Annotated in this window: 21 protein-coding genes; 12 read left to right on the top strand and 9 right to left on the bottom strand. The window is 68.2% G+C overall.

The genetic code is table 11. From position 1 onward, the window contains the following. Nucleotides 1-83: 83 nt before the first annotated feature. Entirely contained in the window at nucleotides 84-551 is a 468-nt protein-coding gene (gene bcp / locus ACFW6B_RS01635) for a thioredoxin-dependent thiol peroxidase (protein ID WP_386591267.1), read from the top strand. Here the strand turns inward: bcp and ACFW6B_RS01630 are convergent. Then, nucleotides 532-3024, bottom strand: coding sequence for a transglycosylase domain-containing protein (locus ACFW6B_RS01630; RefSeq protein WP_386591266.1), 2493 nt, complete (start codon nucleotides 3022-3024; stop codon nucleotides 532-534). The two genes, bcp and ACFW6B_RS01630, sit on opposite strands and share 20 nt — an antisense overlap. A 199-nt stretch (nucleotides 3025-3223) precedes the next feature. Between ACFW6B_RS01630 and ACFW6B_RS01625 the strand changes: the two genes are divergently transcribed. The 4 genes from ACFW6B_RS01625 (at nucleotide 3224) to ACFW6B_RS01610 (ending at nucleotide 6953) form a co-directional block, all read left to right on the top strand. Further along, entirely contained in the window at nucleotides 3224-4024 is an 801-nt protein-coding gene (locus tag ACFW6B_RS01625; protein ID WP_386591265.1) for an ABC transporter permease, read from the top strand. A gap of 133 nt (nucleotides 4025-4157) precedes the next feature. Further along, nucleotides 4158-5015: an ABC transporter permease gene (locus tag ACFW6B_RS01620; protein WP_386591382.1), complete on the top strand. Its 858-nt coding sequence runs from the start codon at nucleotides 4158-4160 to the stop codon at nucleotides 5013-5015. Nucleotides 5016-5091: 76 nt separating this feature from the next. Then, on the top strand, nucleotides 5092-6042 hold the full coding sequence (locus ACFW6B_RS01615; protein WP_386591381.1) for an ATP-binding cassette domain-containing protein: 951 nt from the start codon (nucleotides 5092-5094) through the stop codon (nucleotides 6040-6042). Nucleotides 6043-6104: 62 nt separating this feature from the next. Then, nucleotides 6105-6953 carry a DUF1707 domain-containing protein gene (locus ACFW6B_RS01610; protein WP_386591263.1) on the top strand — a complete coding sequence of 283 codons (849 nt, stop codon included), beginning with the start codon at nucleotides 6105-6107 and terminating at the stop codon, nucleotides 6951-6953. An 86-nt stretch (nucleotides 6954-7039) separates the two neighbouring features. On the opposite strand, the gene ACFW6B_RS01605 is transcribed toward ACFW6B_RS01610, so the two are convergent. Next, entirely contained in the window at nucleotides 7040-8368 is a 1329-nt protein-coding gene (locus ACFW6B_RS01605) for an SGNH/GDSL hydrolase family protein (RefSeq protein ID WP_386591262.1), read from the bottom strand. A 247-nt stretch (nucleotides 8369-8615) separates the two neighbouring features. On the opposite strand from ACFW6B_RS01605, the gene ACFW6B_RS01600 reads away from it, so the two are divergent. Together ACFW6B_RS01600 and ACFW6B_RS01595 are read left to right on the top strand one after the other, a co-directional pair. After that, entirely contained in the window at nucleotides 8616-10070 is a 1455-nt protein-coding gene (locus tag ACFW6B_RS01600; RefSeq protein ID WP_386591261.1) for a DUF445 domain-containing protein, read from the top strand. 131 nt (nucleotides 10071-10201) lie between these two features. After that, nucleotides 10202-10675 (top strand): hypothetical protein, encoded by a 474-nt coding sequence (locus ACFW6B_RS01595; protein ID WP_386591260.1) that lies wholly within the window; start codon nucleotides 10202-10204, stop codon nucleotides 10673-10675. 76 nt (nucleotides 10676-10751) lie between these two features. Here ACFW6B_RS01595 and ACFW6B_RS01590 read toward each other — a convergent pair whose 3' ends face one another. Both ACFW6B_RS01590 and ACFW6B_RS01585 read right to left on the bottom strand, forming a co-directional pair. After that, nucleotides 10752-11261: a levansucrase gene (locus ACFW6B_RS01590; protein WP_386591259.1), complete on the bottom strand. Its 510-nt coding sequence runs from the start codon at nucleotides 11259-11261 to the stop codon at nucleotides 10752-10754. 40 nt (nucleotides 11262-11301) lie between these two features. Further along, nucleotides 11302-11766, bottom strand: a complete 465-nt coding sequence (locus ACFW6B_RS01585) for a hypothetical protein (protein ID WP_386591258.1) — start codon at nucleotides 11764-11766, stop codon at nucleotides 11302-11304. 163 nt (nucleotides 11767-11929) lie between these two features. Between ACFW6B_RS01585 and ACFW6B_RS01580 the strand changes: the two genes are divergently transcribed. Further along, nucleotides 11930-12895 (top strand): GlxA family transcriptional regulator, encoded by a 966-nt coding sequence (locus ACFW6B_RS01580; protein WP_386591256.1) that lies wholly within the window; start codon nucleotides 11930-11932, stop codon nucleotides 12893-12895. 170 nt (nucleotides 12896-13065) lie between these two features. Here ACFW6B_RS01580 and ACFW6B_RS01575 read toward each other — a convergent pair whose 3' ends face one another. Then, nucleotides 13066-13368 (bottom strand): hypothetical protein, encoded by a 303-nt coding sequence (locus ACFW6B_RS01575; protein ID WP_386591255.1) that lies wholly within the window; start codon nucleotides 13366-13368, stop codon nucleotides 13066-13068. A 168-nt stretch (nucleotides 13369-13536) separates the two neighbouring features. Between ACFW6B_RS01575 and ACFW6B_RS01570 the strand changes: the two genes are divergently transcribed. The 3 genes from ACFW6B_RS01570 (at nucleotide 13537) to ACFW6B_RS01560 (ending at nucleotide 16318) form a co-directional block, all read left to right on the top strand. Then, on the top strand, nucleotides 13537-14229 hold the full coding sequence (locus ACFW6B_RS01570; RefSeq protein WP_386591254.1) for a hypothetical protein: 693 nt from the start codon (nucleotides 13537-13539) through the stop codon (nucleotides 14227-14229). Nucleotides 14230-14479: 250 nt separating this feature from the next. Continuing rightward, the gene (locus tag ACFW6B_RS01565; protein ID WP_386591253.1) at nucleotides 14480-15691 is read left to right on the top strand and encodes a DUF262 domain-containing protein; all 1212 of its coding nucleotides are present in this window, start codon (nucleotides 14480-14482) and stop codon (nucleotides 15689-15691) included. A gap of 9 nt (nucleotides 15692-15700) precedes the next feature. After that, nucleotides 15701-16318 (top strand): HEPN domain-containing protein, encoded by a 618-nt coding sequence (locus ACFW6B_RS01560; RefSeq protein WP_386591252.1) that lies wholly within the window; start codon nucleotides 15701-15703, stop codon nucleotides 16316-16318. Between the two features lie 116 nt (nucleotides 16319-16434). Here the strand turns inward: ACFW6B_RS01560 and ACFW6B_RS01555 are convergent, their stop codons facing one another. Together ACFW6B_RS01555 and ACFW6B_RS01550 are read right to left on the bottom strand one after the other, a co-directional pair. Continuing rightward, nucleotides 16435-16644 (bottom strand): DUF397 domain-containing protein, encoded by a 210-nt coding sequence (locus ACFW6B_RS01555; protein ID WP_386591251.1) that lies wholly within the window; start codon nucleotides 16642-16644, stop codon nucleotides 16435-16437. Continuing rightward, a complete protein-coding gene (locus ACFW6B_RS01550) occupies nucleotides 16644-17489 on the bottom strand; it encodes a helix-turn-helix domain-containing protein (RefSeq protein WP_386591250.1) in 846 nt (281 codons plus the stop codon). The genes ACFW6B_RS01555 and ACFW6B_RS01550 overlap by 1 nt, the downstream gene beginning before the upstream one ends. A 168-nt stretch (nucleotides 17490-17657) precedes the next feature. Here ACFW6B_RS01550 and ACFW6B_RS01545 point away from each other — a divergent pair, with 168 nt between their 5' ends. Continuing rightward, nucleotides 17658-18353, top strand: a complete 696-nt coding sequence (locus ACFW6B_RS01545; protein ID WP_386591249.1) for an ATP-binding protein — start codon at nucleotides 17658-17660, stop codon at nucleotides 18351-18353. Nucleotides 18354-18365: 12 nt separating this feature from the next. Here the strand turns inward: ACFW6B_RS01545 and ACFW6B_RS01540 are convergent, their stop codons facing one another. Both ACFW6B_RS01540 and ACFW6B_RS01535 read right to left on the bottom strand, forming a co-directional pair. After that, nucleotides 18366-21509, bottom strand: coding sequence for a DUF3427 domain-containing protein (locus ACFW6B_RS01540; protein WP_386591248.1), 3144 nt, complete (start codon nucleotides 21507-21509; stop codon nucleotides 18366-18368). Nucleotides 21510-21671: 162 nt separating this feature from the next. Continuing rightward, the gene (locus ACFW6B_RS01535; protein WP_386591247.1) at nucleotides 21672-22685 is read right to left on the bottom strand and encodes an SEC-C domain-containing protein; all 1014 of its coding nucleotides are present in this window, start codon (nucleotides 22683-22685) and stop codon (nucleotides 21672-21674) included. Nucleotides 22686-22915: the final 230 nt, after the last annotated feature.

Below are 22915 nucleotides of genomic sequence, written 5' to 3'. Positions count from 1 at the left end.
GTTCGTACCGGACCGCACCCCCCGGCACCCCCCATTACGCTCGTTCCGTATCCATTCCGTCCCCCTGGTCACGTGAGGTTCCGATGAGCGAGCGACTCCAGCCCGGCGACACCGCCCCCGCCTTCACCCTGCCCGATGCCGACGGCAACGAGGTCTCCCTCGCCGGCCACAAGGGCCGCAAGGTCATCGTCTACTTCTACCCGGCGGCCCTCACTCCCGGATGCACGAAGCAGGCCTGCGACTTCACGGACAACCTGGAGCTGCTGGCGGACGCCGGTTACGACGTGATCGGTGTCTCCCCGGACAAGCCCGAGAAGCTCGCCAAGTTCCGTGAGAAGGAGTCGCTGAAGGTCACGCTGGTCGGTGACCCCGACAAGACGGTCCTGGAGGCGTACGGGGCCTTCGGCGAGAAGAAGCTGTACGGCAAGACGGTCGTCGGGGTCATCCGTTCCACGGTGGTCGTGGACGAGGAGGGCAAGGTCGAGCGGGCGCTGTACAACGTGAAGGCGACCGGACACGTGGCGAAGATCATCAAGGACCTGGGGATCTGACCCCGGTACCTGTCGTGGCGTCTCCGCCGCCCGTGGAGCCGCCGGTGGCGCCCGTGGTGCCGCTCGTGACGCCGCCGGTGGTGGTTCCGGCGGTTCCCGTGGTTCCGGCGGTGCCCCCGCCCGTGGGGGTGCCGCCGGTGGTGGCGGCCGTGGTCCCGCCGCCGGTGTCGGTGCCTCCGTCGGTCCGGCCCTGGGGCCGTCCTTCGGGCCGGCCCGGGGTCCGGCTCTGTCCCGGGGTCCGGCCGTTCGCCGTCGCCGGTGCGCTGCCGCCCGTCCCGCCCTGGGTGACGCCCGTGTCCTCGTGGTCGCCCGTGGTGGTGCCGTCCGTGGTGGTGCCGTCCTGGTCGCCGGTGGTGTCCGGGTCGTCGGTGTCCTCGTCGTCCGGCTCGTACGTCTCCTCGGCGCCCGGCTGGAGCCGGAGGTCGAAGTCCGACACCTCGGTCCCCTCCAGGGCGTCCCGGGTGAACTGGGCCCAGACCTGTGCCGGGCAGCCCCCGCCGTTGATGCGGGACTGTCCGAGGGCGCCGTACAGGGACTTGTGGGCGCCGGTGTCGGGGTCCTGGCCCATCACGGCGACGACGGTGGCGAGTTCGGGGGTGTAGCCCGCGAACCAGGCGGCCGTGTCCTCCTCCGCCGTGCCGGTCTTGCCCGCGGCGGGCCGGCCCGCGCTCTGGGCGGCCTGTCCGGTGCCGCCGTCGACGACGCTCTGGAGCATGGAGGTCGTCGTGTCGGCGGCCTCGCGGCTCACGGCCTGCCGGACCGCGTGCCTGGCGGGCAGCTCCACGGTCTCCGCGCCGCCCTTGGTGATCTTCTCGACGAGTGTGTACGTGCCGTGCCTGCCGTGGTTGGCGAGCGTGGCGTACGCCTCCGCCATGTCGAGGACGCTGGCGGTGGCTGGGCCGAGCGCGATGGAGGGGGAGGCGGTCAGGTCGGGGGTGTCGGCGGGCAGGCCGAGCGCCACGGCGGTCTTCTCCACGCGGGCGGGGCCGACGTCGACGGCCATCTGCGCGTACACCGAGTTGACGGACCTGTCGGTGGCGGTGCGCACGGAGATGTCCCCGTACGATCCGCCGTCCTCGTTCTCGGGCGCGTAGGCGGCGCCGTTCCAGCCCTGCACGGGGCGCTGGTCGGTGCCGTCGTAGACGGTGTTCGGGGTGATGTCGCGGCCGTCCTGGGTCTGTGAGCCGTTCTGGACGGCCGCGGCGAAGACGAACGGCTTGAAGGTGGAGCCGACCTGGTAGTCGCGGCGGGTGGCGTTGTTGACGTACTGCTTGGTGTAGTCGATGCCGCCGTACATCGCGAGGACCTTGCCGCTGGCGGGGTCGATGGCGACGCCGCCGGCGCGGACGTAGGTGTCCACCTTGCGGTCCGCCTTGTCGAGGCGGGCCGTCACCTGGTCGTTCACGGCCCGCACGAAGGCGTCCTGCTTGGGCTTCTGGAGGGTGGTGGTGATGCGGTAGCCGCCGCGGGTGAGCGTGTCCTCGTCGAGGATCCCGTTCGAGGTCAGGTAGGCGGTCACGGCCTGGACGAGGTAGCCGCGCTGGCCGGACAGGCCCGCCGAGACCCTGGCCTGCCCGGGGACCGGGAAGGTGACGCGGTCGCGGGCGGCCCGGGTCAGCCACTTCTGCTCGACCATGCCGTCGAGGACGTAGTTCCAGCGGGCGAGGACGCTCGCCCTGTTCTCGGGGTGCGCGATGACGTCGTACTCGCTGGGCGCGTTGAGCAGGGCGGCGAGGTAGGCGCCCTGGCCGACGGTGAGGTCCCTGGCGTTCACGTCGTAGTAGGCCTGGGCGGCGGCCTGGATGCCGTAGGCGTTGCGGCCGTAGTAGCTGGTGTTGAGGTAGCCCTCCAGGATGTCGTCCTTGCTCTTCTCCCGGTCGAGCTTGACGGAGATGAAGAACTCCTTGACCTTCCGGGTGACGGTCTGTTCCTGGCCGAGGTAGTAGTTCTTGACGTACTGCTGGGTGATGGTCGAACCGGACTGCCGGCCCTTGCCGGTGACGGTGTTCCAGCCGGCGCGGAGCATCGCCCCGGGGTCGACGGCGGACTCGCTGTAGAAGTCGCGGTCCTCGGCGGCGAGGGTGGCGTGCTGGGCGTCCTTGGAGATGTGCTCCAGCGCGACGTTCTCGCGGTTGACGTCGCCGTCGCGGGCGAGCCCGCTGCCGTCGGCGTACAGGAAGACGTTGCTCTGCTTGACCGCGGCGGCGTTGGCGGAGGGGATCTTGACGAGGACGTAGCCGAGTGCGAAGAGGCCGGCCAGGAGCAGTGCCGTGCCGAGGACGGTGCCGAGCAGCATGCGCCAGGTCGGGACGATTCTGCGCAGGCCGGTGCGCTTCGGCCGCGGCTTCCGCCCGGGCCTCGTCCTCTGCTGCGTGCCCGGTCCGCCCCGCCCGTTCCGTCCGCCCGGCCCCGGGCCCGCCTCCGGTTCCCTGGGTGCCCAGCCCTGGCTGCGCTGCTGCGGATCGTCGCTCATCTGTTCGCCGGACTCCTGTTTCGCGTCGTACGTCGCCGTACGCCCTCGTACGCCTGGTTCGCCCCGTACGAAGACTCTCGCACCATGTGTTCCGATCCCCGATCCCGGCACGCGTCGCGCCGGAAAATGCCTGGCGGACCGGGACGGGCCGGGGCTAGGCTCCTGCGCTTTGGCTCGGCGCAGGGGAAAGGGACGGGTTGTGGGCACGGCGCGGTTGTACGCGGCTGTCGCGGGCAGCGGGTTCCGGCGGTACGCCACCTATCGGGTCGCGACCGCGGCCGGCGTCTTCACCAACACCGTCTTCGGGCTGATCCTGGCGTACCTGTTCACCGCGCTGTGGGACAGCGAGCCGCACCTCGGCGGCTACGACCGGGCGCAGGCGCTCAGTTACGTGTGGCTCAGCCAGGGGCTGTTGATGGTGGTCGCGATGATGGGCGGCGGCTTCGAGGACGAACTGATCGAACGAATCCGTACGGGTGACATCGCGATCGACCTCTACCGGCCGGCCGACCTCCAGATGTGGTGGCTCGCCCAGGACATGGGCCGGGCGCTGTTCCACCTGCTGGGCCGCGGTGTGGTGCCGCTCCTGTTCGGCGCGCTGGTCTTCGATCTGGCGCTGCCCTCGGATCCGCTGGCCTGGCTCGCCTTCCTGGTCGCGGTCGCGCTCGGGGTGGTCGTCGGGTTCGCGATCCGTTTCCTGGTGGCGCTGTCCGCGTTCTGGCTGCTCGACGGCGCGGGGGTGGCCCAGCTGACCTCCATCGCGGGGATCTTCTGCTCGGGGATGCTGCTGCCGCTGAACGTCTTTCCCGGCGCGCTGGGCGAGGTCGTACGGGCGCTGCCCTGGTCGTCGCTGATCCAGGCGCCCGTGGACGTCCTGCTCGGCACGGCGGATCCGCTGGGCACGTACGCGGTGCAGGGCGCCTGGGCGGTCGGGCTGCTGGCGGCCGGGCGGCTGCTCCAGTCGGTGGCGACACGGAGGGTGGTGGTGCAGGGTGGCTGACCCGGCGGAGGAGCGGGGTGCGGGGGTCGCGACGGGTCCGGCGGGGGAGCGGGCCGGGACGGGTGCGGCGGGCGTGCCGGAACCGGGGCGGGCGCGGACGGCGCGGGCCGGGGCCGGGCCGCTCCGTGAGCCGGTGGTCCGGGAGGTGGACCTCCGGCCGTTCGAGCGGCAGGGCGCGTCCGAGCGGCTGTGGGACGGGCTGCGGGCCTACCGGCTGATCGCCGCGATGTGGATCCGCTCGACGATGGCCTACCGGGCCTCCTTCGCGATGACCGCCTTCGGGAACTTCGCGGCGACCGCGCTCGACTTCGTGGCGATCCTGCTGATGTTCTCGCGGGTCGACCGGCTGGGCGGCTACAGCCTGCCCGAGGTCGCCCTGCTCTACGGGGTGTCCGGTGTCGCGTTCGGGTTCGCGGACCTCGCGCTCGGCTCGATGGACCGGCTGGGGCGCCGGGTGCGCGACGGCACGCTGGACACCCTGCTGGTGCGTCCCGTGCCGGTGCTCGCCCAGGTCGCCGCGGACCGTTTCGCGCTGCGCCGCCTCGGCCGGATCACGCAGGGACTGCTCGTCCTCGGGTACGCCCTCGCCGTCCTGGACATCCACTGGACGCCGCTCAAGGTGCTGATGATGCCGGTGATGCTGCTCAGCGGCGCGGCGATCTTCTCGGCGGTGTTCGTGGCCGGAGGGGCGTTCCAGTTCCTCGCGCAGGACGCCTCCGAGGTGCAGAACTCCTTCACGTACGGCGGCAACACGCTCCTGCAGTACCCGCCGACCGTGTTCGCCAAGGACATGCTGCGCGGGGTGACGTTCGTCCTCCCGCTCGCCTTCGTCAACTGGCTGCCCGCGCTGTACGTGCTGGGGCGGCCCTATCCGCTCGACCTGCCGACGTGGGTCGCGTTCGCACCACCGGCCGTGGCGGCGCTGTGCTGCGCGCTGGCCGGGATCGCCTGGCGCGCGGGGCTGCGCGCCTACCGGAGCACGGGAAGTTAGGGGAACGGTCGTGGCCGACGCCGCAGACAGGGAGCAGGCCGGTCCGGTCCGGGAGGCGGGCCGGCGGGACGGGTTCATCGAGCTGGAGGGGGTCGAGAAGGTCTTCGACGTGCGCAGGAGGACGGGGTTCCTGCGCGGCGAGCGGCGGCAGGTACGGGCCGTCGACTCGATCTCGTTCACCGTGGGGCGCGGCGAGATGGTCGGCTACATCGGGCCGAACGGCGCCGGCAAGTCGACGACGATCAAGATGCTGACCGGCATCCTCACCCCGTCCGGCGGCCGGCTGCGGGTCGCCGGTCTCGACCCGGCGCGCGAGCGGACCCGGGTCGCGCGCCGGATCGGGGTCGTGTTCGGACAGCGTACGACGCTGTGGTGGGACCTCCCGCTGATCGACTCCTACCGGCTGATGCGCCGGATGTACCGGGTGCCGGACGCGCGGTTCCGGGAGAACCTCGACCGCTGTGTCGAACTCCTGGAGCTGGGAGCCCTGTTGGACGTGCCGGTGCGGCAGCTGTCGCTGGGGCAGCGGATGCGCGGCGACATCGCGGCGGCCCTGCTGCACGATCCCGAGGTGCTGTACCTCGACGAGCCGACGATCGGGCTCGACGTGGTCAGCAAGGTGCGGGTCCGGGAGTTCCTGCGGGACCTGAACGCCGAGCGGGGCACGACCGTCCTGCTCACCACGCACGACCTCACCGACATCGAGCAGCTGTGCCGCCGGGTGATGGTCATCGACCACGGGCGGCTGATGTACGACGGCGCGCTGAGCGGGCTGCACGAGGTGGGGGAGAGCGAGCGGACCCTCGTCGTGGACCTGGAGCGGGAACTGCCGCCGATCGAGCTGGAGTCGGCACGGGTGGTGAAGGTGGAGGGGCCCCGCCAGTGGCTCGCCTTCCCCGCCGCGATGTCGGCCGCTCCGCTGGTGGCGCGGATCGCGGCGGAGTATCCGCTGATGGACCTTTCGGTGCGGGAGCCGGACATCGAGGCGGTCATCAGCCGTATGTACGCCGGCAAGACGGCGGGATAGCGGGGCTTCCGCGGGGGCGGGCAGGATGGCCCGCGGGCGGGGGACCTCGTAGGCTGGCGCCCATGACCGACGAACTCCCGGAGCTGCGCGCCTCCGACGCCGATCGTGAACGAGTCGCCGAACAGCTCAGGGACGCCCTCGCGGAGGGCCGCCTCGACATGGAGGAGTTCGAGGAGCGGCTGGAGGCGACGTACGCGGCCCGTACCTACGGGGAGTTGACGCCGATCACCCGCGATCTGCCGGGGGCGGCGACGGCTCCTCGCGTCTCCATGGTCAAGCAGCCCGTGGACGACGGGAGTTGGGGATCGCGGATCGTCGGCGGCGAGGGCTCTTCCTCGTGGGCCGTGGCGGTCCTGTCCGGTTTCGAGCGCAAGGGCCGCTGGACGGTGCCGAAGCGCTTCAACTCCTTCGCCTTCATGGGCGGCGGGGAGATAGACCTGCGCGAGGCGAACTTCGCGGACCGTGAGGTCGTCGTCAACTGTGTCGCGGTCATGGGCGGGTTGAACGTCATCGTGCCGCCGGGCGTCGAGGTCGTGGTCCGCGGCATCGGCATCATGGGCGGCTTCGACCACCGCGAGGAGGGTCGGCCGGGTGACCCCGGCGCGCCCCGGGTGATCGTCACCGGGTTCGCCTTCTGGGGCGGCGTCGGGGTGGAGCGCAAGCTCACCCGTGCCGAGCGCCAGCGCCTGAAGGAGGAGCGACGGCAGGAGAAGCTGGAGCGCCGGGAGGCCCGCAAGGAGCTGCACGGCTCCGGGAACAGCGGTCTCGACCACATGCTCGACGCGCTCGACGAGGCCCATGACCTGATGCGCGAGCACCAGGAGGAGCGCCGCGAGCGCCACGAGGAGCGCCGTCTGCGGCACGAGGAGCGCAGGGAGGACCGCCGGCGGCGGCGCGACGGCGACTACTGAGCCGCGGGGGTGCTGCCGGGGCCGCGGACGTTCGGCCCGCGCCGCCCGCGCCACTCGCGCGACCCGGGCCGTCGGCCTCCGGCGGGTCACAGCTCCGCCGGAACCGGGCCCTTCAGTTCCTTCAGGTCGAACACCTCGGCCATGCGCGCGAACCCCTTGTCGCTGGGGTGCAGATGATCGCCCGAGTCGTAGTCGGGCAGCAGCCGGCGCGGGTTGTGCGGGTCCCGCAGCGCCGCGTCGAAGTCGACGACGGCGTCGTACACCTTCCCGGCCCGGATCTCCGCGTTCACGGCCCGGCGCACGGCGTCCCGCGCGTCGGTGTATCCGCGGTGTCCCTGGAAGGGCATCAGCGTGGCGCCGACGACCCGCAGCCCGCGGGCGTGCGCCTGCCGCACCAGGGTCCGCAGGCCGTCGGTCACGGTGACCGGGTCGACCTGGTTCGGGTTGCGCAGGATGTCGTTGACGCCGAGGTCGATGACGACGGCCTTGACGTTGGGACGGTCGAGGACGTCGCGGCCGAACCGGTTCAGCCCGCTGGGGTTGTCGGCCGGCCGGCCGAACCCCGCGGCGAGGACCTGGTTCCCGCTGATGCCCTGGTTGACGACGCTGTAGCGGGGCGTGTCACCGGATCCGGCCGCGTCGCGCAGCCGCTCGGAAAGGGCGTCCGTCCAGCGGCGGTTGGCGCCCACGGTGGAGGTGATGCCGTCGGTGAGCGAGTCGCCGAAGGCCACGACGGTGCCCGTGGCGTCGTCGCTGAGCACGTCGAGCGCGGTCAGGTAGCGCCAGTAGGGGGTCTGCTCGGTGTACGCGATGGCGCTCGGGTCCTCGGTGCGGTCGCCGTCGGCCACGTACGAGATCTGCCGGGCGTGCGGGTGGTAGGTGACCGGGCCGGACAGGGTCGGCGAGTACGTCGTGACGAGGACGTCGGCGCCGTGCGGGACGCGTACGCGCGCGGCGTCGCTCGTCACCTGGCGGCCGACCGGGATCTCGACGGCCGTGGCGCCGCCGAACGTGAGGCGGCGCATGGTGTCGGCCGTGGCGGCGGCGCTGTCCGCGGTGTCGGCGAGGGCGATCGTGGCGTGCGTGACGACCAGCGGCTGCTGCCCGTAGAGATTGGACAGCGTGATGCGGGCACTCGTACCCCCGGCGGCCGTGTGCACGACGTTGCGCACGGAGCGGCCCGCGAGTCCGTCGGGCTCCGTGCCCGGCTCGGCTCCGACCGGGGAGGCGGACCAGGCGCCGACCCAGGTGCCGGTGGAGGCGGGGGCGGCGTCGTGCGACGTGTGGCCACTGGCGACGGCGGGCTTGGCCGCGGTGCCGTCGTCCGCCGCGACACCGATGTATATGGCTGCGGAAAGGACCACGACCACGGCAAGGATCGCGGCGAGCAGGGCATAACCGTGACGCTTGGTCATGCGGTGCGTTTCTCCTCGGACTGGGAGCCCGGGGCTCCGATGTGATCACTCCATGATGCGGCATGGGTCGGGAGAGCTACGAAGCGCCCCCCGAGGGACCCCTTCGGCCCTTGGGGGATCCTCGTCGATTCCCCCCGTCCGGACAGACGCCGGGAACTCCCGCGGCGTTCCAGGAGTCGGTGAGGAAGAGAGGGAGAAAGGGACAATGTGTACGGGGCACGACGTGGCCTGCGAACGGGTGGAGTGAATGGGACGCACGAATTCGGGTGAAGCGGACGGCACGGAGCGGCATGCCCGCCCGGGCGACGCCGCGAACGCCGGTGATTCCGCTGCCGCCGACGCAGGTGACGCTGCTGGTGCTGGTGGCCTTGGTGCCGGTGCCGGGAGGGCGACCGGCATCGCGGGCGGCCGGACGGCCCCCGCGCCGCCGGGCCGGGCGATGAACACCTTCAGCCCCGCCGACGAGGAGAAACGCCGAGGGGTGCGCCGGATGAAGGCGACCGCCACCGGCCTGCTCCTCTTCGTCGCCCTCGTCTACGTCCTGGCCAAGTGGGCCTCGAACGAAGGCGCGGGCGCCTGGGCCGGCTACGTCGCGGCCGCCGCCGAGGCGGGCATGGTCGGCGCGCTGGCCGACTGGTTCGCGGTCACGGCCCTCTTCCGGCACCCGCTCGGCCTGCCCATCCCGCACACCGCGATCATCCCCAAGAAGAAGGACCAGCTCGGCGTCTCGCTGGGCGAGTTCGTCGGCGAGAACTTCCTCTCCGAGGAGGTCGTCCGCCAGCGGCTGCGCGCGGTGGGCATCGGCAGCAGACTGGGCGCCTGGCTCGCCGACCCCGAGCACGCCGACAGGGTCACCGCCGAACTGGCCGCCGCGCTCAGGGGCGCGCTGACCGTGCTGCGCGACTCCGACGTCCAGGCCGTCGTCGGCGAGGCGATCACCCGCCGCGCGGACGCCCAGGAGATCGCGCCCGGCATGGGGAAGATGCTGGAGAAGATCGTCCTGGACGGCGGGCACAAGCGGTTCGTCGACCTGGTGGTGGTCCGTGCGCACGACTGGCTGGTGTTCCACGACACGCAGGTGATGAACGCCGTCCAGGGCGGCGCGCCCGGCTGGACCCCCCGGTTCGTCGACAAGAAGGTCGGCGAGCGGGTCTACAAGGAACTGCTCCGCTTCGTCACCGAGATGCGCGACTCCCCGACCCACCCGGCCCGCGGCGCCCTCGACCGCTTCCTCACCGACTTCGCCTCCGACCTGCAGTCCGACACCGACACCCGCGCGCGCGTGGAGCGCCTCAAGGGCGAGGTGCTGGGCCGCGGCGAGGTCCAGGACCTGATCGCCTCCGCCTGGACGGCCGTACGGTCGATGATCGTGTCCGCGGCGGAGGACGAGCGCAGCGAGCTGCGGCTGCGCGTACGGGCCTCCCTGCTGTCCCTCGGCTCCCGCATGGCCACGGACCCGAAGCTCCAGGCCAAGGTGGACGGCTGGTTGGAGGGCGCGGCCGTGTACGTCGTGACGACGTACCGCAAGGAGATCACCTCGCTCATCACGGACACGGTCGCGGGCTGGGACGCCGAGCACACGACCCGGAAGATCGAGGCGAACATCGGCCGTGACCTTCAGTTCATCCGGATCAACGGCACGGTGGTCGGATCCCTGGCCGGACTGCTGATCTACGTGGTGTCACGGGCGCTGGGGGCCTGACCGGTCGCGGGCAGGAGGGACTCGTGCGGGCTTCCGGTGCGGGAAGCCCGCACGAGTGGTCCTTTCCTGAGTGCTTTTTCTGAGTACGCGTACTCTGTCGCGGTACCGCCGGGCGCGGAACCCTTGTACACATGACCGAGAAGCTGCTCCGCCCCTTGCGAACGCGCCCCCGGCCGGAACGCTGGCTGACGCGTGTCCTCGGCGCCGCCCTCTCCTGCGCGGCGTACCTCGTCTGCATTCCCTGGGACCTGCGCGACCGTCCCGAATCGCCGGGCTCCTACGTGGAGACCACCCCGGTGACGGGCACGGGTCTCCTCGCCCTCGCCGCGGTCCTGCTGCTCCTGGCCGTCCACTTCGGACTCCGGGACGCGCTGGCCTGGCCGCTGCTCCTGGTCGCGGCGCCTCCGGCGATCCTGCTTTACGTGTCGCTGCGGACCCATCCCGGTCCCGCGGACGGCTTCGCCGGGCTGTGGCCGCTGACCTGGGCGGCCGTCACGCTGCTCGGAGCCACCGCGGTGCTGGTCGTGAGCGCGGTGGCCCGGCAGTTCAGGACGGACCTGGCGGACGCCCTGGACGAGGAACGGTTCCTGGCCGGCCAGTGGTGAGACACCCGGCCGGGTCAAGTGCCCTGTGCCACCTGTGCCGCCTGGGCAGCCGACCAGGCGGCACACGCACGCCTTCTCACTGCCCGTAGAAGTACCGCGAGCCCTTCTCGTTGAAGTACGAGGCGTAGACGCGCCCGAGCACCGGCTTGCCGCGGTACATCCCGACGTACTGACGCGAACTGTCGACCACGACGGGCCGTGTCATGCAGGCGAACTTGACCCGCTGCTGCGCCTCGGCCCACTGCACGGCCGCCGGATCGACGCGGTCGCTGACGAGCAGCGGGAAGGCGCCGATGCCGTTCTGGAAGCCGACGGGCAGGCCGCCCTTGGTGTCCTTGGCGTACTTCATCACCTGGTCGGTGAACCCGGAGATGGCCGGCACGGTTATCTCGGGGACGACCGCGGCCACCGTGAACAGGTGCAGCTTCGTCCCCATCCAGCTCAGCCGGAACTCGGCCCGCCGTCCCACGAGTACGGGCACTCCGGCCCAGTCCTCCCACCGCGTGGTACATCCGTCGGCGGTCAGCTGCCCTTGCACGAAGTTCAGATAGGCGGCCGGTGCCGAGTGCTGTTGGTTCGCATCCATGGCGGGATCCTAGGGGCGCGGGGCACCGGCCGGAACAGTCCTACGCGCCGGTCGTGGACCCCGGCCGGATGATCATCAGTACGGTGACGGTGGCCCACAGCAGGTTGAAGATCCCGGTGAACATCGCGAGCCGCACGGTCGCCGCGCGGTCCACGGTCCCGTCGCCGAGCGCCCCCTCCAGGATCGCGCCCTGCCGGGGCAGGACCAGCGCGGCGAGGACCACGGCCGCGAGCGCGGTCAGCACGATCGAGACGATCAGCCAGGTGTCGCCGAGCACGCCCATGTCGCTCGCCGTGGCGAACCCGAAGACGGGAACGGCGGCGCCCGCCACGGCGTACACCTGGCAGATGCGGTGCAGCAGCCGGACGGTGGCGAGGGCGCTCGTGTCGTCCGGCGCTTCGAGGACCTTGCGCGCGGCCGGCGGGAACATGCTCGCGGCGACGGTGACGGGCCCGATGGCGACGATCGCGGCGATGACGTGGACGGCGAGGAGGAACTTGGTCACGGGGTGACGGTAGGGGCCGGGAAGATCGCGGAGAAGTGGCACTTCTGCCAGGAGTCAACGGATTCTCGCCAGCACTCTTTCTGACCGGCCAGAGTCGGAAAGGCTGCCGACGAACCCTGTACGAGCGCATGACGAGAACCCGTCGTATGCCTACGCTCTGGTCATGCACACCGTGGCCGTACTGGCACTGGACCAGGTCATCCCGTTCGATCTCTCCGCCCCGATCGACACGTTCGGCTGGGCCCGGCTGCCCGACGGCCGTCCGGCGTACCGGACCCGGGTGTGCTCGGTCACGGCGGGCGCGGAGCTGAGCGCGGGAGCGTTCACGCTGCGCGCCCCGTACGGCTTGGAGGCGCTGGCGGACGCGGACACGATCATCCTGCCGGGCGTGGCCGACCCGTCCCCCGTGCTCCCGCCGGGCGTCGCGGAGGCGCTGTGCGCGGCGGCCGCGAACGGCACCCGGATCGCTTCGATCTGCGTCGGCGCCTTCGTCCTCGCCGCCACCGGCCTGCTGGACGGCCTGCGCGCGACCACGCACTGGCTCGCGGCCGGGGAACTGGCGGCCAGGCACCCGGCGGTGACGGTCGACCCGAACGTGCTCTACGTCGACAACGGCCAGTTCCTGACCTCGGCGGGCGCGTCGGCGGCGCTGGACATGTGCCTGCACATGATCCGCAAGGACCACGGCTCGGCGGTCGCCGCGCACGCCGCCCGGCTGTCCGTGATGCCCCTCGAACGGGAGGGCGGCCAGGCCCAGTTCATCGTCCACACCCAGCCACCGGTCCCGGCGGGCACGACCATGGAGCCGCTGCTCGACTGGCTGGAGGAGAACGCGCACCGGGAACTGACCCTGGACGACATCGCGGCCCACGCAGGCATGAGCACCCGTACCCTCAACCGCCGCTTCCGCGACCAGACGGGCACGACACCGCTCCAGTGGCTGCACCGGGCCCGGGTGCGCCGCGCCCAGTACCTCCTGGAGACGACCACGTACCCGGTCGAACGCATCGCCACCCAGGCGGGCTTCGGCTCCCCGACGGCGTTCCGGGACCGCTTCAAACGGGTGGTGGGGACGAGCCCGTACGCGTACAGGCGGGCGTTCCGGGGCCCGGAGGAGCGGGTCTCCTGAGAACCGGCCGGCCCCGGCGCGGATGCGCGATCCGGTCCCGGCTCGGGTGTGTCGGCCGGGCGCGTCCCGGTCCGGGGACCCGGCCGGACGCTCGGGCGCACCCGCGGTCCCCGGCGGCCCGCGGTCCCCGGTGACCCGGGGTCCCCGATGTTCCGGGCCCGGGCCCGTGCTCAGGCGCGCCGGTCGGCCACGGCCCAGGAGGCGAGGGCCATGGCACCGGCGACACCGAAGACGGCGGGCCAGGCGCCCACCTTCTTGGCCAGCGGGTGCGACCCGGCGAACGCGGCGACGTACCCGGCGGTCAGCACCCCGGCGGCCACCCCGCCGGCCTCCTGCTTCCACTGCCGCGCGGCGGTGACCCCGGCGGCTGCGAGCACGACCCCGCCGAGCTGCCGCTTCCTCGTCCACCGGGCGACGCCGTACCCACCGACAAGCCCTCCGGCGGCCACCACCGCGGCCGGAACCTTCGCCATCACTGCCTCCTCGTCCGTCACCCGAGGCTAACCTCCGGGCGGACCCCGGCGGGCGCGCGGGTGGCCGCGGGCCGGGTGAGTTCCGGCCACTGCCCGGGGCCGCCCCCGGGACCGGCCTCGGCCACTGCCCGGGACCGACTGTCGGTGGGAACCGGTTGGATGGCTGGTATGACAGCTCAAGACATCACCGGCACCCTGCCCGACATCGACTCCCTGAAGGATCTCTGCCGGTCGATGGCCATGGCGGACGCGATCCTGAACCCCGACGGCGAGCGCATCCACTCGTACGACGCCCGGTGGTCGGAGACCGAGCAGGTGGCGTCCATGCGCAACGGCTCGGGCGACGAGTACGACATCGTCTTCGCCCCCGAAGGCGCGTACATCCGCGGCTTCGACCACGAGTCCCCCTTGAGCCCGTACCACCACGAGGACGTGCCGAAGCCCTGGCCCGGCGTGCTGGACTCGGTGCCCGAGGCATTCCGGCGCTACGTGGAGGAACCCGCCTTCACCGACGAGGACGGGTGCCCCGTGGTGACGGTGTGCCTGTGGCGCGAAACGGACGCCCCGTCCTGGCGGACCGGCCGGATCACCTTCCCCGAGGACCACCCGGACCCCGACGGCTCCCACTGGCTCTTCGAGCTGCTGCTCGACCCGACCCCGGAGGCGTTCCGGTCGTTCGCCGAGGACTACTACGAGGCCCCGGCGGACATCGAGACGCTTCGCCACATCTACGCCCTGCGCCCGCTCGGGCTGCCCCAGATCCTCGGGCTCAACCCGGAAGCCTCCGTTCCCGAAGTCGTCGCGGCCGCAAGAGCCATGGGATACCCCCTGACCGACGAGCTGCTGTCGGACGCGTCCTGAACCCGGCGCGCCGGGACCGCGCGGCGCTACGTCAATGGGGCGTTGAAGGCTTTGTGTTCTGGTCCCGAGCTTGGAAGCGTTGACGGCGTCCTGCGGGACGTCTGGACAACTGCACTCTGAACCTCCGTGGAACAGAAGCATTGAGCCGAGTTCCTGTTTGGCATGCCGATGTGCGAACTGGTCTGCGAAGCTAAGTTAGTTGAGAGTGGCCTGATGCCAGGGAACACCTACGGGTGATGGACGGAGCAACATGGCGAACGATGACGTACCAGAGTGGGACGACGCAGACGGGGAAGAGGAGGACACCGCTGCATCGGTGACCTCTGAGGAGGTCACCCGGGCTGTTGTCACGGACACAGACTGGACCGCCGAAACCATTCTCAGTCAGTTGCGTCGGGGTAACATCCAGCTCAATCCCAGATTTCAGCGTAGGGATGCCTGGAATAAGCCCAGGAAAAGTCGCTTTATTGAATCCTTGATTCTCGGCTTGCCGATTCCCCAGATTGTCCTAGCGGAAGATAAGAATCGGCGCGGAAAATTCATCGTGCTAGACGGAAAGCAGCGGCTCTTGGCTCTCCGGCAGTTCGCGGCGGGTTCGTCATTTGCCGCATCTGCAGAAGAAGAAGATTTTAAGGGTTTCTCGCTCACGGGGCTTGAGGTTCGCGAAGATTTGCGTCTCGCTACGCTTCGCAAGATGGAACATGACGACAGCTACGTCGACGATCTAAACTCGCTCCTTAACGAGACCATTCGCACCGTCGTCGTGCGCCGTTGGCCCAACGAAGATTTCCTTAATTTGGTTTTTCTTCGCTTGAACACAGGTAGCGTCAAACTGTCTCCCCAAGAACTTCGGCAAGCTTTGCACCCTGGCCCGTTCACTGACTTCCTGGATGACTGCGCATCGGAGAGTGAATGGCTGCGCGCGGCCCTGCGAATTGACAAGCCGGACTTTCGAATGCGTGACGTCGAAGTGTTGCTTCGGTATTTCGGATTCCAGTTCACCTTGGATGAGTATACGGGTAACCTGAAGAAATTCCTTGATGACACCGTGAATCTCCTTAATGCACAGTGGGAGAAAGAAGATGTCCGCATCAAGCAGGTTGGAGATAACTGCAATCGGGCAATTGAAGCGACGTTCAAGGTGTTTGGTGATAATGCGTTCTATCGCTGGGCTGCGGGTAAATATGAGGGACGTTTCAATCGGGCCGTATTTGATGTAATGACGTATTACTTCTCGGAGGAGGTGATTCGGGTCAAGGCGTTTTCTCGCATGTCGAGCGTCGAATCAGCTTTTCGCGATCTCTGTGACACCAATCCGCGGTTCGTTGAGTCGATCCAGACCACAACTAAGACTCCGCTAGCCACTCATCGACGCCTGTCCCTCTGGGGTGAAGCCCTGGGTGGTGCCCTCGATACGAAGTTGCGTGTCCCTGAATTGCGCGACAATCGCCTCGTTCCGTAGGAGTTTCAGGTGAGTTCTTCACGGTTCGATGAGTTGGAGAGGCGGATCAGGGAACTGCGGCAGAATTTCCTGCCTCAGGAGTTTGATCCCACGGGAGACTACGAGGACCTAGTCTATGAGCAGACGCGTGCTTTTAGGGTCCTGGCGCACGCAGAGTTTGAGTCTTTCATCGAGGATCGTGTCATTGAGGTTATAGATCAAGCTGTTTCCGGATGGAAGGTTAGTGGCTCAATAGCTATTAGCCTTCTGGCGGTCGTCGCGTACAGGGAGTCTGCTCCAGCCATCCCTGAGTCTTTAAGTGAGGCTGCCGCCAAGCCGGTAAAATATCCTGCATTGGAGGCGCGAATAGAAGCCGCGCGAGCCGATATACATCGTTATGCACGCAAGCAGAATCACGGCATAAAGGAAAAGAATCTCCTCCGATTGCTCTTACCCATCGGCTTGCAGGAAGCTGATATTGATTCTGGGTGGCTCAGTGCGACCGAGACCTGGGCTACGGCTCGCGGTGATGCTGCCCATAAAGGGGCGAAGATGCAAGTTAAGCCTGATCCGCAGAATGAGCTAAAAATAGTAAATGTGGTCCTAGGTGGATTTCGCGATCTCGACATGCAGATGGAGAGCAAGTAGAGTGGATTGAAGATCCTCAGATCCTATGCCCTCCGATGCGGATTGTCTTGCATCGGAGGGCATGCCTAGTTCCTTAGCTAATTTAATCGAGATTTGAGGTTGAGGTAAACTAGGTCTCAATTTTCGGCTTTTGGCATCGCTCCGACCTGCAAGGCTTCTATGAAGGCATTCCACGCCAGTCTTCGAACAGCGACTGCGGGGCCATAGGCGCTCTTCGAGTCGCGCAACAGTGCACCATCCACCGTAAGTGCACACTCCACGCACTCTGTCCCGCTGCCGCCACTGTAGGTGGACTTGAACCATTGGTGCGTCGAGGGTGAGGCCATCAGGGCTCCTTGCTTATGCGATCAATGATCTCAGCAGAGGATTCCAGATCGAGTGCCTGTGCGCTGAGGTATTCGAACGCCAGCCTGTAGCGCTCCAGTTCTTGTGGCTTCTCCATGAACAGGCCGCCGCCGATCAGATCCACATAGACCACGTCCAGCTGGCGGGTCACCCCTCTCAGGACGGCGAAGCTACCAACGGCGGCCGCGTGGGCTCCCTTTGAGAACGGCAGTACCTGGAGAGTCACATGGGGGCGTTGTGCCACTGTGAGCAGATGGAAGAGTTGCTCACGCATGACGTCGCTGCCGCCGACCCTGCGTCGTAGTGCCGCCTCATCAACAACACACCACAGATGGGGCGGATCATCTCGATCGAGCAGTTCCTGCCGCTTCATGCGAATGTCGACCATGTGCTGGACTTCTCGCTCCGCGCACTGCACCTCTGAAGCTCGGTGCACGGCTTCGGCATATGAGCGGGTCTGGAGGAGTCCTGGAATGTACATACAGGCGTAGTGGTCCTCGCGGACGACCTCATCCTCAAGTGTGAGCATGAGGTTCATGGATTCGGGGATGGGATCGGCCAGTGATCGCCACCAACCCTGGATCTTCGCGCCCTTGGCGAGCTCGACCAGGGCGAGCCGCTCTTCGTCGGAAGCGCCGTACTCGCGACACAGGGCATCCACCGCTGGCCACTTGACGCTGCCTTCCTTGGTCTCGTAGCGGCTCAAGGTCGCCTTGGAGATCCCCACACGCGCGCCGGCTTCTTCCAGGGTTTGCCCCTTCGCTTCGCGGAGGCGGCGCAGGTCGGCGCCGAGCTGGCGCCTGCGGGTCGTGGGTCCGGCTGCCATGTTTCAAGGCCCTTCATGTTGATGCGTTAGATCGTGCGGGGCGCGCGAGCGCGGGGGCAAGACGGCGTGCGCCGGGGGTACTTGGATGGGCCGCGAGCTCCTCTTCGCTCACCATGAGAGTTCCATTTTGAGAGTTTCAATGCAACTCTCTGTGCGTAACTCATCGCGATGAGCGACCGAGTCGAGCGGGAAGGACTTGCCGTGGTGCACAACGACCCACCCGTGAGCAGGAAGCCGTGGAGCCTCGACTTCCTGGCAGAACCCGAGGAAGTAGCTGCCCTGCGTCGACTGATGCGCCTCCACCTGACCCTCTGGGGGCTGCCCGAGGTGATCGAGGGAGCTCAGCTCTGCGTGACCGAGCTGGTTTCCAACGTCATCACGCACGTGGGCCCAGGTACTCCCACGACCCTCGCGGTGTCAGTGAGCGGCCCGCTTCTGAAGATTGAGATCCAGGATCCAGACACCCGAGCTCTCCCCACTCTGCTTCAGCCCGGAGTCGACTCCGAAGGCGGTCGCGGCATGGCCCTTGTCGAGGCCACTGCCGTGCGTTGGGGTGTCGAGCTCTACGGAGATCGGAAAGTGACGTGGTGTGAGTTGGTGTCAGCAGTAGCCGTGCCTGTGCCGGTGAGTAGCAGCCCGCACTCGAGTAGAGCTGAGGGGCTATTGGACTTGTATGGAGCGGGGAGAGCATCCGGCGGCGGGTTCGCTGGCTCGTGCCGCTTGAGCATGGCTCAGGCGGAGAAGTCGGCGATTGAGATCATCGCCGACCTCCTGCATTGGTTTCATGCGCGAGGCCGAGACGCCGATGACCTCCTGGACCGGGCTCAGACACACTTCGAGGCGGAAGACCATACCTCCGCATAGGCGGAGGCCGAGTCAACTCGTGATCGAGGCGTACGAGCTCACATCGGCAGGAAGCTCGTGATGTAGATCCCAAGTGATTGCCATGGGCTTGCTGCCGGAGTGGTCGAAGTATGTGGCTGGCCCCAGGAGCATCCACGGCTCGGCCTTGCCGATGCTGTTGCGCTTGTAGCGGCGCAGGAAGAGCAGGACATGGCTCCCGAGCTGGTCGTGCTGCTGGTAGCGCAAGCCAGTTGCGGAGTTCGCCGGAGTGGTGCTCTGGGACTCCCAGTGGAAGCGGGTGGGGCTGAGCGCGTAGTCCTTGTAGCGGACCGTGGGGGAGAAGTCGCGCTCGCTCTTTTCCAGGGTGATGAGGAGGGCATCGGTCTTGAGCTTCTCCACCCACCGCACTCCTTGCCCGAAGTCCCGGGGCATCTGGCCGCCCAAGCGCGCCACTCCCAGAGCCGAGAGGATCTCGGAACGGTTGTAGGAGCTGTGGATCTTCAAGGGGACGTGAGCGAGCGGGCCTTCCAGCGGAAGGGGGAAGTGGTCCACCTCTTCAAGGGCGTACGAGAGGACCTGCTGGAGTTCGTCTCGCAACATTGGCTGCGATCGTAGTGAATCGAGGCCCTGCCGGTAGTTGGAGAAGCCCCCGGCGTTGTCCCACAGGTTGAAGAAGAGCATGCGAGCGTACGCTGCCTCCTCCATGGACAGGGAGTCGTAGTCGGGGGCGTCATCTGTGAGTAGCCGTAGATATGCGTGGATGCGGTCCGGGTCGTCGACGTGCAGGAAGGCATGGACGCGCTTGAGGAGCTCTGCTTCACCCGGCGGCGCCTCCTCAGAGATGAAGCCGGCCTTGCGCAGCACCTTGGTCCAGGAGTTGTCACTCTTGTAGAGCTCCTGGATGTCCCGGCGGCTCTCGCGCAGGTAGTCCGCCAGCCGTGGGGTGCTGTAGTCCCTGGCTTCTTTGGCCAACGTGGTGATGGTGGCCTTGAGCTGCGTGCGGATGTTGTCTAGGACGAGGTCCTTGGATTTGCCCTCCAGGATGATCTGGCATCCGGACGGCAACTGTGGGAAGTCCTGCTCGATGCTGTTGACGAGCCGGTTACGGGACAGGTTCGTCAGGGCCCGGAACTGTTCCTCAAAGCGGAACTCCGCTCGATGCTGGCCGATGAAGTCGAGCACTGTCAGGACTGGCTTGTTCGGCGTGCGGCGCAGTCCGCGTCCAAGCTGCTGGAGAAAGACGGTCGCGCTGTTGGTAGGGCGCAGCAGCAGGAGCGTGTCGACGTCAGGGATGTCCAGGCCCTCGTTGAACAAGTCGACAGAGAAGATCACCTGGATGCGACCTGCTTTGAGGTCGTCAAGCGTCTGCGTACGCACCTCGGGGCGGGAGTCGCTGTCGAGAGCCGCTGCTTGGAATCCTGCCCGACGGAAGCAGTCCGCCATGAAGTGCGCATGCGCCTTGGACACGCAGAATCCGAGGGCCCGCATGGAGGCGGGAGTCGAGATCTTGTCCTCAACCTGCTTGATGACGATGCGCGCCCGGGCCTCGTCACCCGTGTAGAGATGGCCGAGTTGATCCCGGTCGTAGGTACCCGAACGCCAGTTGAGGCGGGTCAGGTCCGTACCGTCCGGAAGGCCGAAGTAGTGGAAGGGGCAGAGCAGATCATTCTCTAGGGCTTCCCAGAGACGAAGCTCCGCGGCAATACGCCCGTCGAAGAACTCGTTCTGCACACTGCGCCCGTCCATCCGCTCTGGGGTAGCGGTGAGACCTAGCAGCTGGGTCGGCTTGAAGTGCTTGATGACCCGTCTGTATGTCTCGGCCGTGGCGTGATGGAACTCATCGATGACGATGACGTCGAAGTGCTCGGGGTCGAGCTGCTCCAAGCGCTGGAGGTTGAGCGATTGGACGCTGGCGAACACGTGCGTCCAGTCGCGTGGCTCTTTGCCACTGTGGAGGAGCTCGCCGAACGAGGCGTTGTCCAGTACTTCCCGATAGGTCCGCAGAGACTGGTTCAGGATCTCCTTGCGGTGAGCGACGAAGAGCAGGCGAGGGAGATCGCCGCCGCGTTTGTCGCGCATACTGCGATAGTCCAGCGCTGCCATGACGGTTTTGCCCGTCCCCGTCGCGGCGACGAGGAGATTCTGGCTGCGGCCACGAATGTCGCGCTCGACACGGAGTCGCTCCAGCATGTCTTTCTGGTGGGGGAGGGGATGCACCTCAAGACCCGAAAGGCTGATCTTGAGATCACCAGCGGAGCCAGTGCCCCCCGCCCGGGCAAGTGCGTCAGTGAGCCGCTCGCTGTCGTGATCAGGGTCGTAGTCCTCGAAGGCGGTGTCGGCCCAGTACGCGTCGAAGGTCGCCTCGAACTTGTCGAGCACCCTCGGCGTGGCGATCGATGACAGCCGTACGTTCCACTCCAGGCCGTCGAGCAAGGCAGCTTTAGAGAGGTTCGAACTGCCTACGTACGCGGTGTCGAACCCCGTGTTGCGCCGGAACAGCCACGCCTTGGCGTGCAAGCGCGTCGATCTGATCTCGTAGTTGACCTTCACCTGGGCGCCGAACTCGCGCACCAGTCGGTCCAAAGCGTGTCGATCGGTGGCGCCGATGTAGGTGGTGGTGATGACCCGGATGGGGACCCCACGTTCTTTGGCCGCGCGGAGCGAGTCCTCGAGAACCCTTATTCCATACCACTTCACGAACGCGCAGAGCAGATCGATGCGGTCGGCGGTAGCGAGTTCGGCCCGCAACTCCGCCCCCAGGCTCGGATCATCTGGCGCATTGGTGATCAACGCTGTTTCAGACAGCGGAGTCAGGGGCCTGATGGCATACGCGCCGGGCGCCTTCTGCTCGGCCAAGGCGAGGAGCTGGCGAGGGCCATCGACAATGGTGGTCGACGATTCGTCCGCATCCGGGTCCGGCACGCTGCTGACGAGGGACTGCATGATCTGGTTGGCTGCGGCGACCTGCTTGTCATGAGGCAGCAGGCTCAACCGTCGCCCCACGGCTTCCCCGATGTAACGCGCCAGGACATGGGGTGACGACTCAGCGCTGACCTCAGCGTGAATTGGCTTCCATCCGGCCGCGCTCAGCTGGTCGATCTGCGCCTGCACGTCTTCGGTGACGAGCTCCTCATACACACCCGCGACAGGCTGTGACACATCCCCTGACTGAACCATGCTGGCCCCCCGATCGCTCATTGCGCCGTGCACAGTTCTAACAGGGGGCACTGACACGATCGAGTCAAGGGCGAAGGATCAAGACGAAGGTGCACCCCGTCTGCTCGTAGCCCGGGATGCACCTTCATGGGAGATGACGGGTTGTGGCGATGCCACTGGTCATCACACGGTTCCGTGGCACTCCCCGTAAGAGGCCCCCGACCCGCACCAGCACCCCGCCCCCCGCTGCGGCGGCCAGGCGACCGCGAGGCCCCGGGCCGCCAGGGTCGTCGCGTACTGGGGGAGCAGGGTCGTGTCCGAGGGGGAGGCGGCCTCCGAGGCGGCGAAGGCCTCGTAGGAGGGGACCGTGGCGGTGACGATGCCGAGGTTCGGGGTGCCGGAGCCGGCCAGTTCGCGCAGGGACGCCTCTATCGTCGTCAGGTGCTCGCCGTGGGAGGGGTACTCGGTGGTGAGGTCCGGGTACGCGGTGGTCAGTTCCGTCAGTTCGGGGGCCGACCAGTGCAGGACCGCCACCGGGAACGGGCGGGAGAGGGCCTCGCGGTAGGCGCCCAGTTCGGCCTGGAGGCGGGTGATCTCGGCCTGGAGCTCCGCGGGGTTGTCCGAGCCGAGGGACCAGACGCGCTTCGGGTCGTGGAGCTCGTCCAGGGAGATCGGGGACGAGTGGAGGGTGTCGGCCAGGGCGTCCCACTCGTCGTGGGCAGCGCCCAGCATGCGGCGCACCCGGTGACGGCCGAAGAGGAGGGGGAGCGTGGAGTACGGGGGCTCGGGCACGTCCGTCAGGAGCAGGGTCGTTCCCTCGGTGAAGGTGTCCTGCGCCGCCTCCAGTTCGTCGTGCGACTCCAGGGACTCCGCGACGATCACCCAGGGGGCCGGGTCGCGGGGTGCCGCCGCCCGTACCCCGTCGATGATCGCGCGGGCTTCGGCCTCGTGGCCGTACTCCCACAGGTTCGACGCCTTGAGGGCGCGGACGAGATGCGGCTTCTCCAGGGGGGCGCCCGAGGAGAGGAGGCGGTCGTAGAGGGTGGTGGCGCCGGGGCGGTCGCCGGCCAGTTCGAGGTGGGCCGCGGCCTGCAGGAGCAGGTGCTCGGCGTCCTCCGGGTACAGGCCGGCGGTCCGCTCCAGGCGAGCCGCTTCGGCGGTGTGGTCGACGTTCTCGGCAGGCGTGTCGGGGCGCATGGGGGACACCGTACTGCCGCCGGGCCGCAGAGGAGAGAGACCTGCTGGCCACAGACACGGAGCCATCGAGGGCAGGTTCGGGAATGCCGCGGGGGCCGGAGGTCCCGGCGCGTCGGGCGGGCGCCCGTACGTCGGCCGGAGGCGGGACCTGCCCGACACGGAGAGGGCGGAGCGGCGACGGGCACCTCGGTGGCTGCCTCGTCCCGTGAGACGGTCCCGGGACGCCCGCT

This window comes from Streptomyces sp. NPDC058751 (assembly GCF_042746485.1).
In the GTDB taxonomy this organism is placed as follows: Bacteria; Actinomycetota; Actinomycetes; order Streptomycetales; family Streptomycetaceae; genus Streptomyces.
This window is presented reverse-complemented; position numbering and strand designations above follow the sequence as displayed.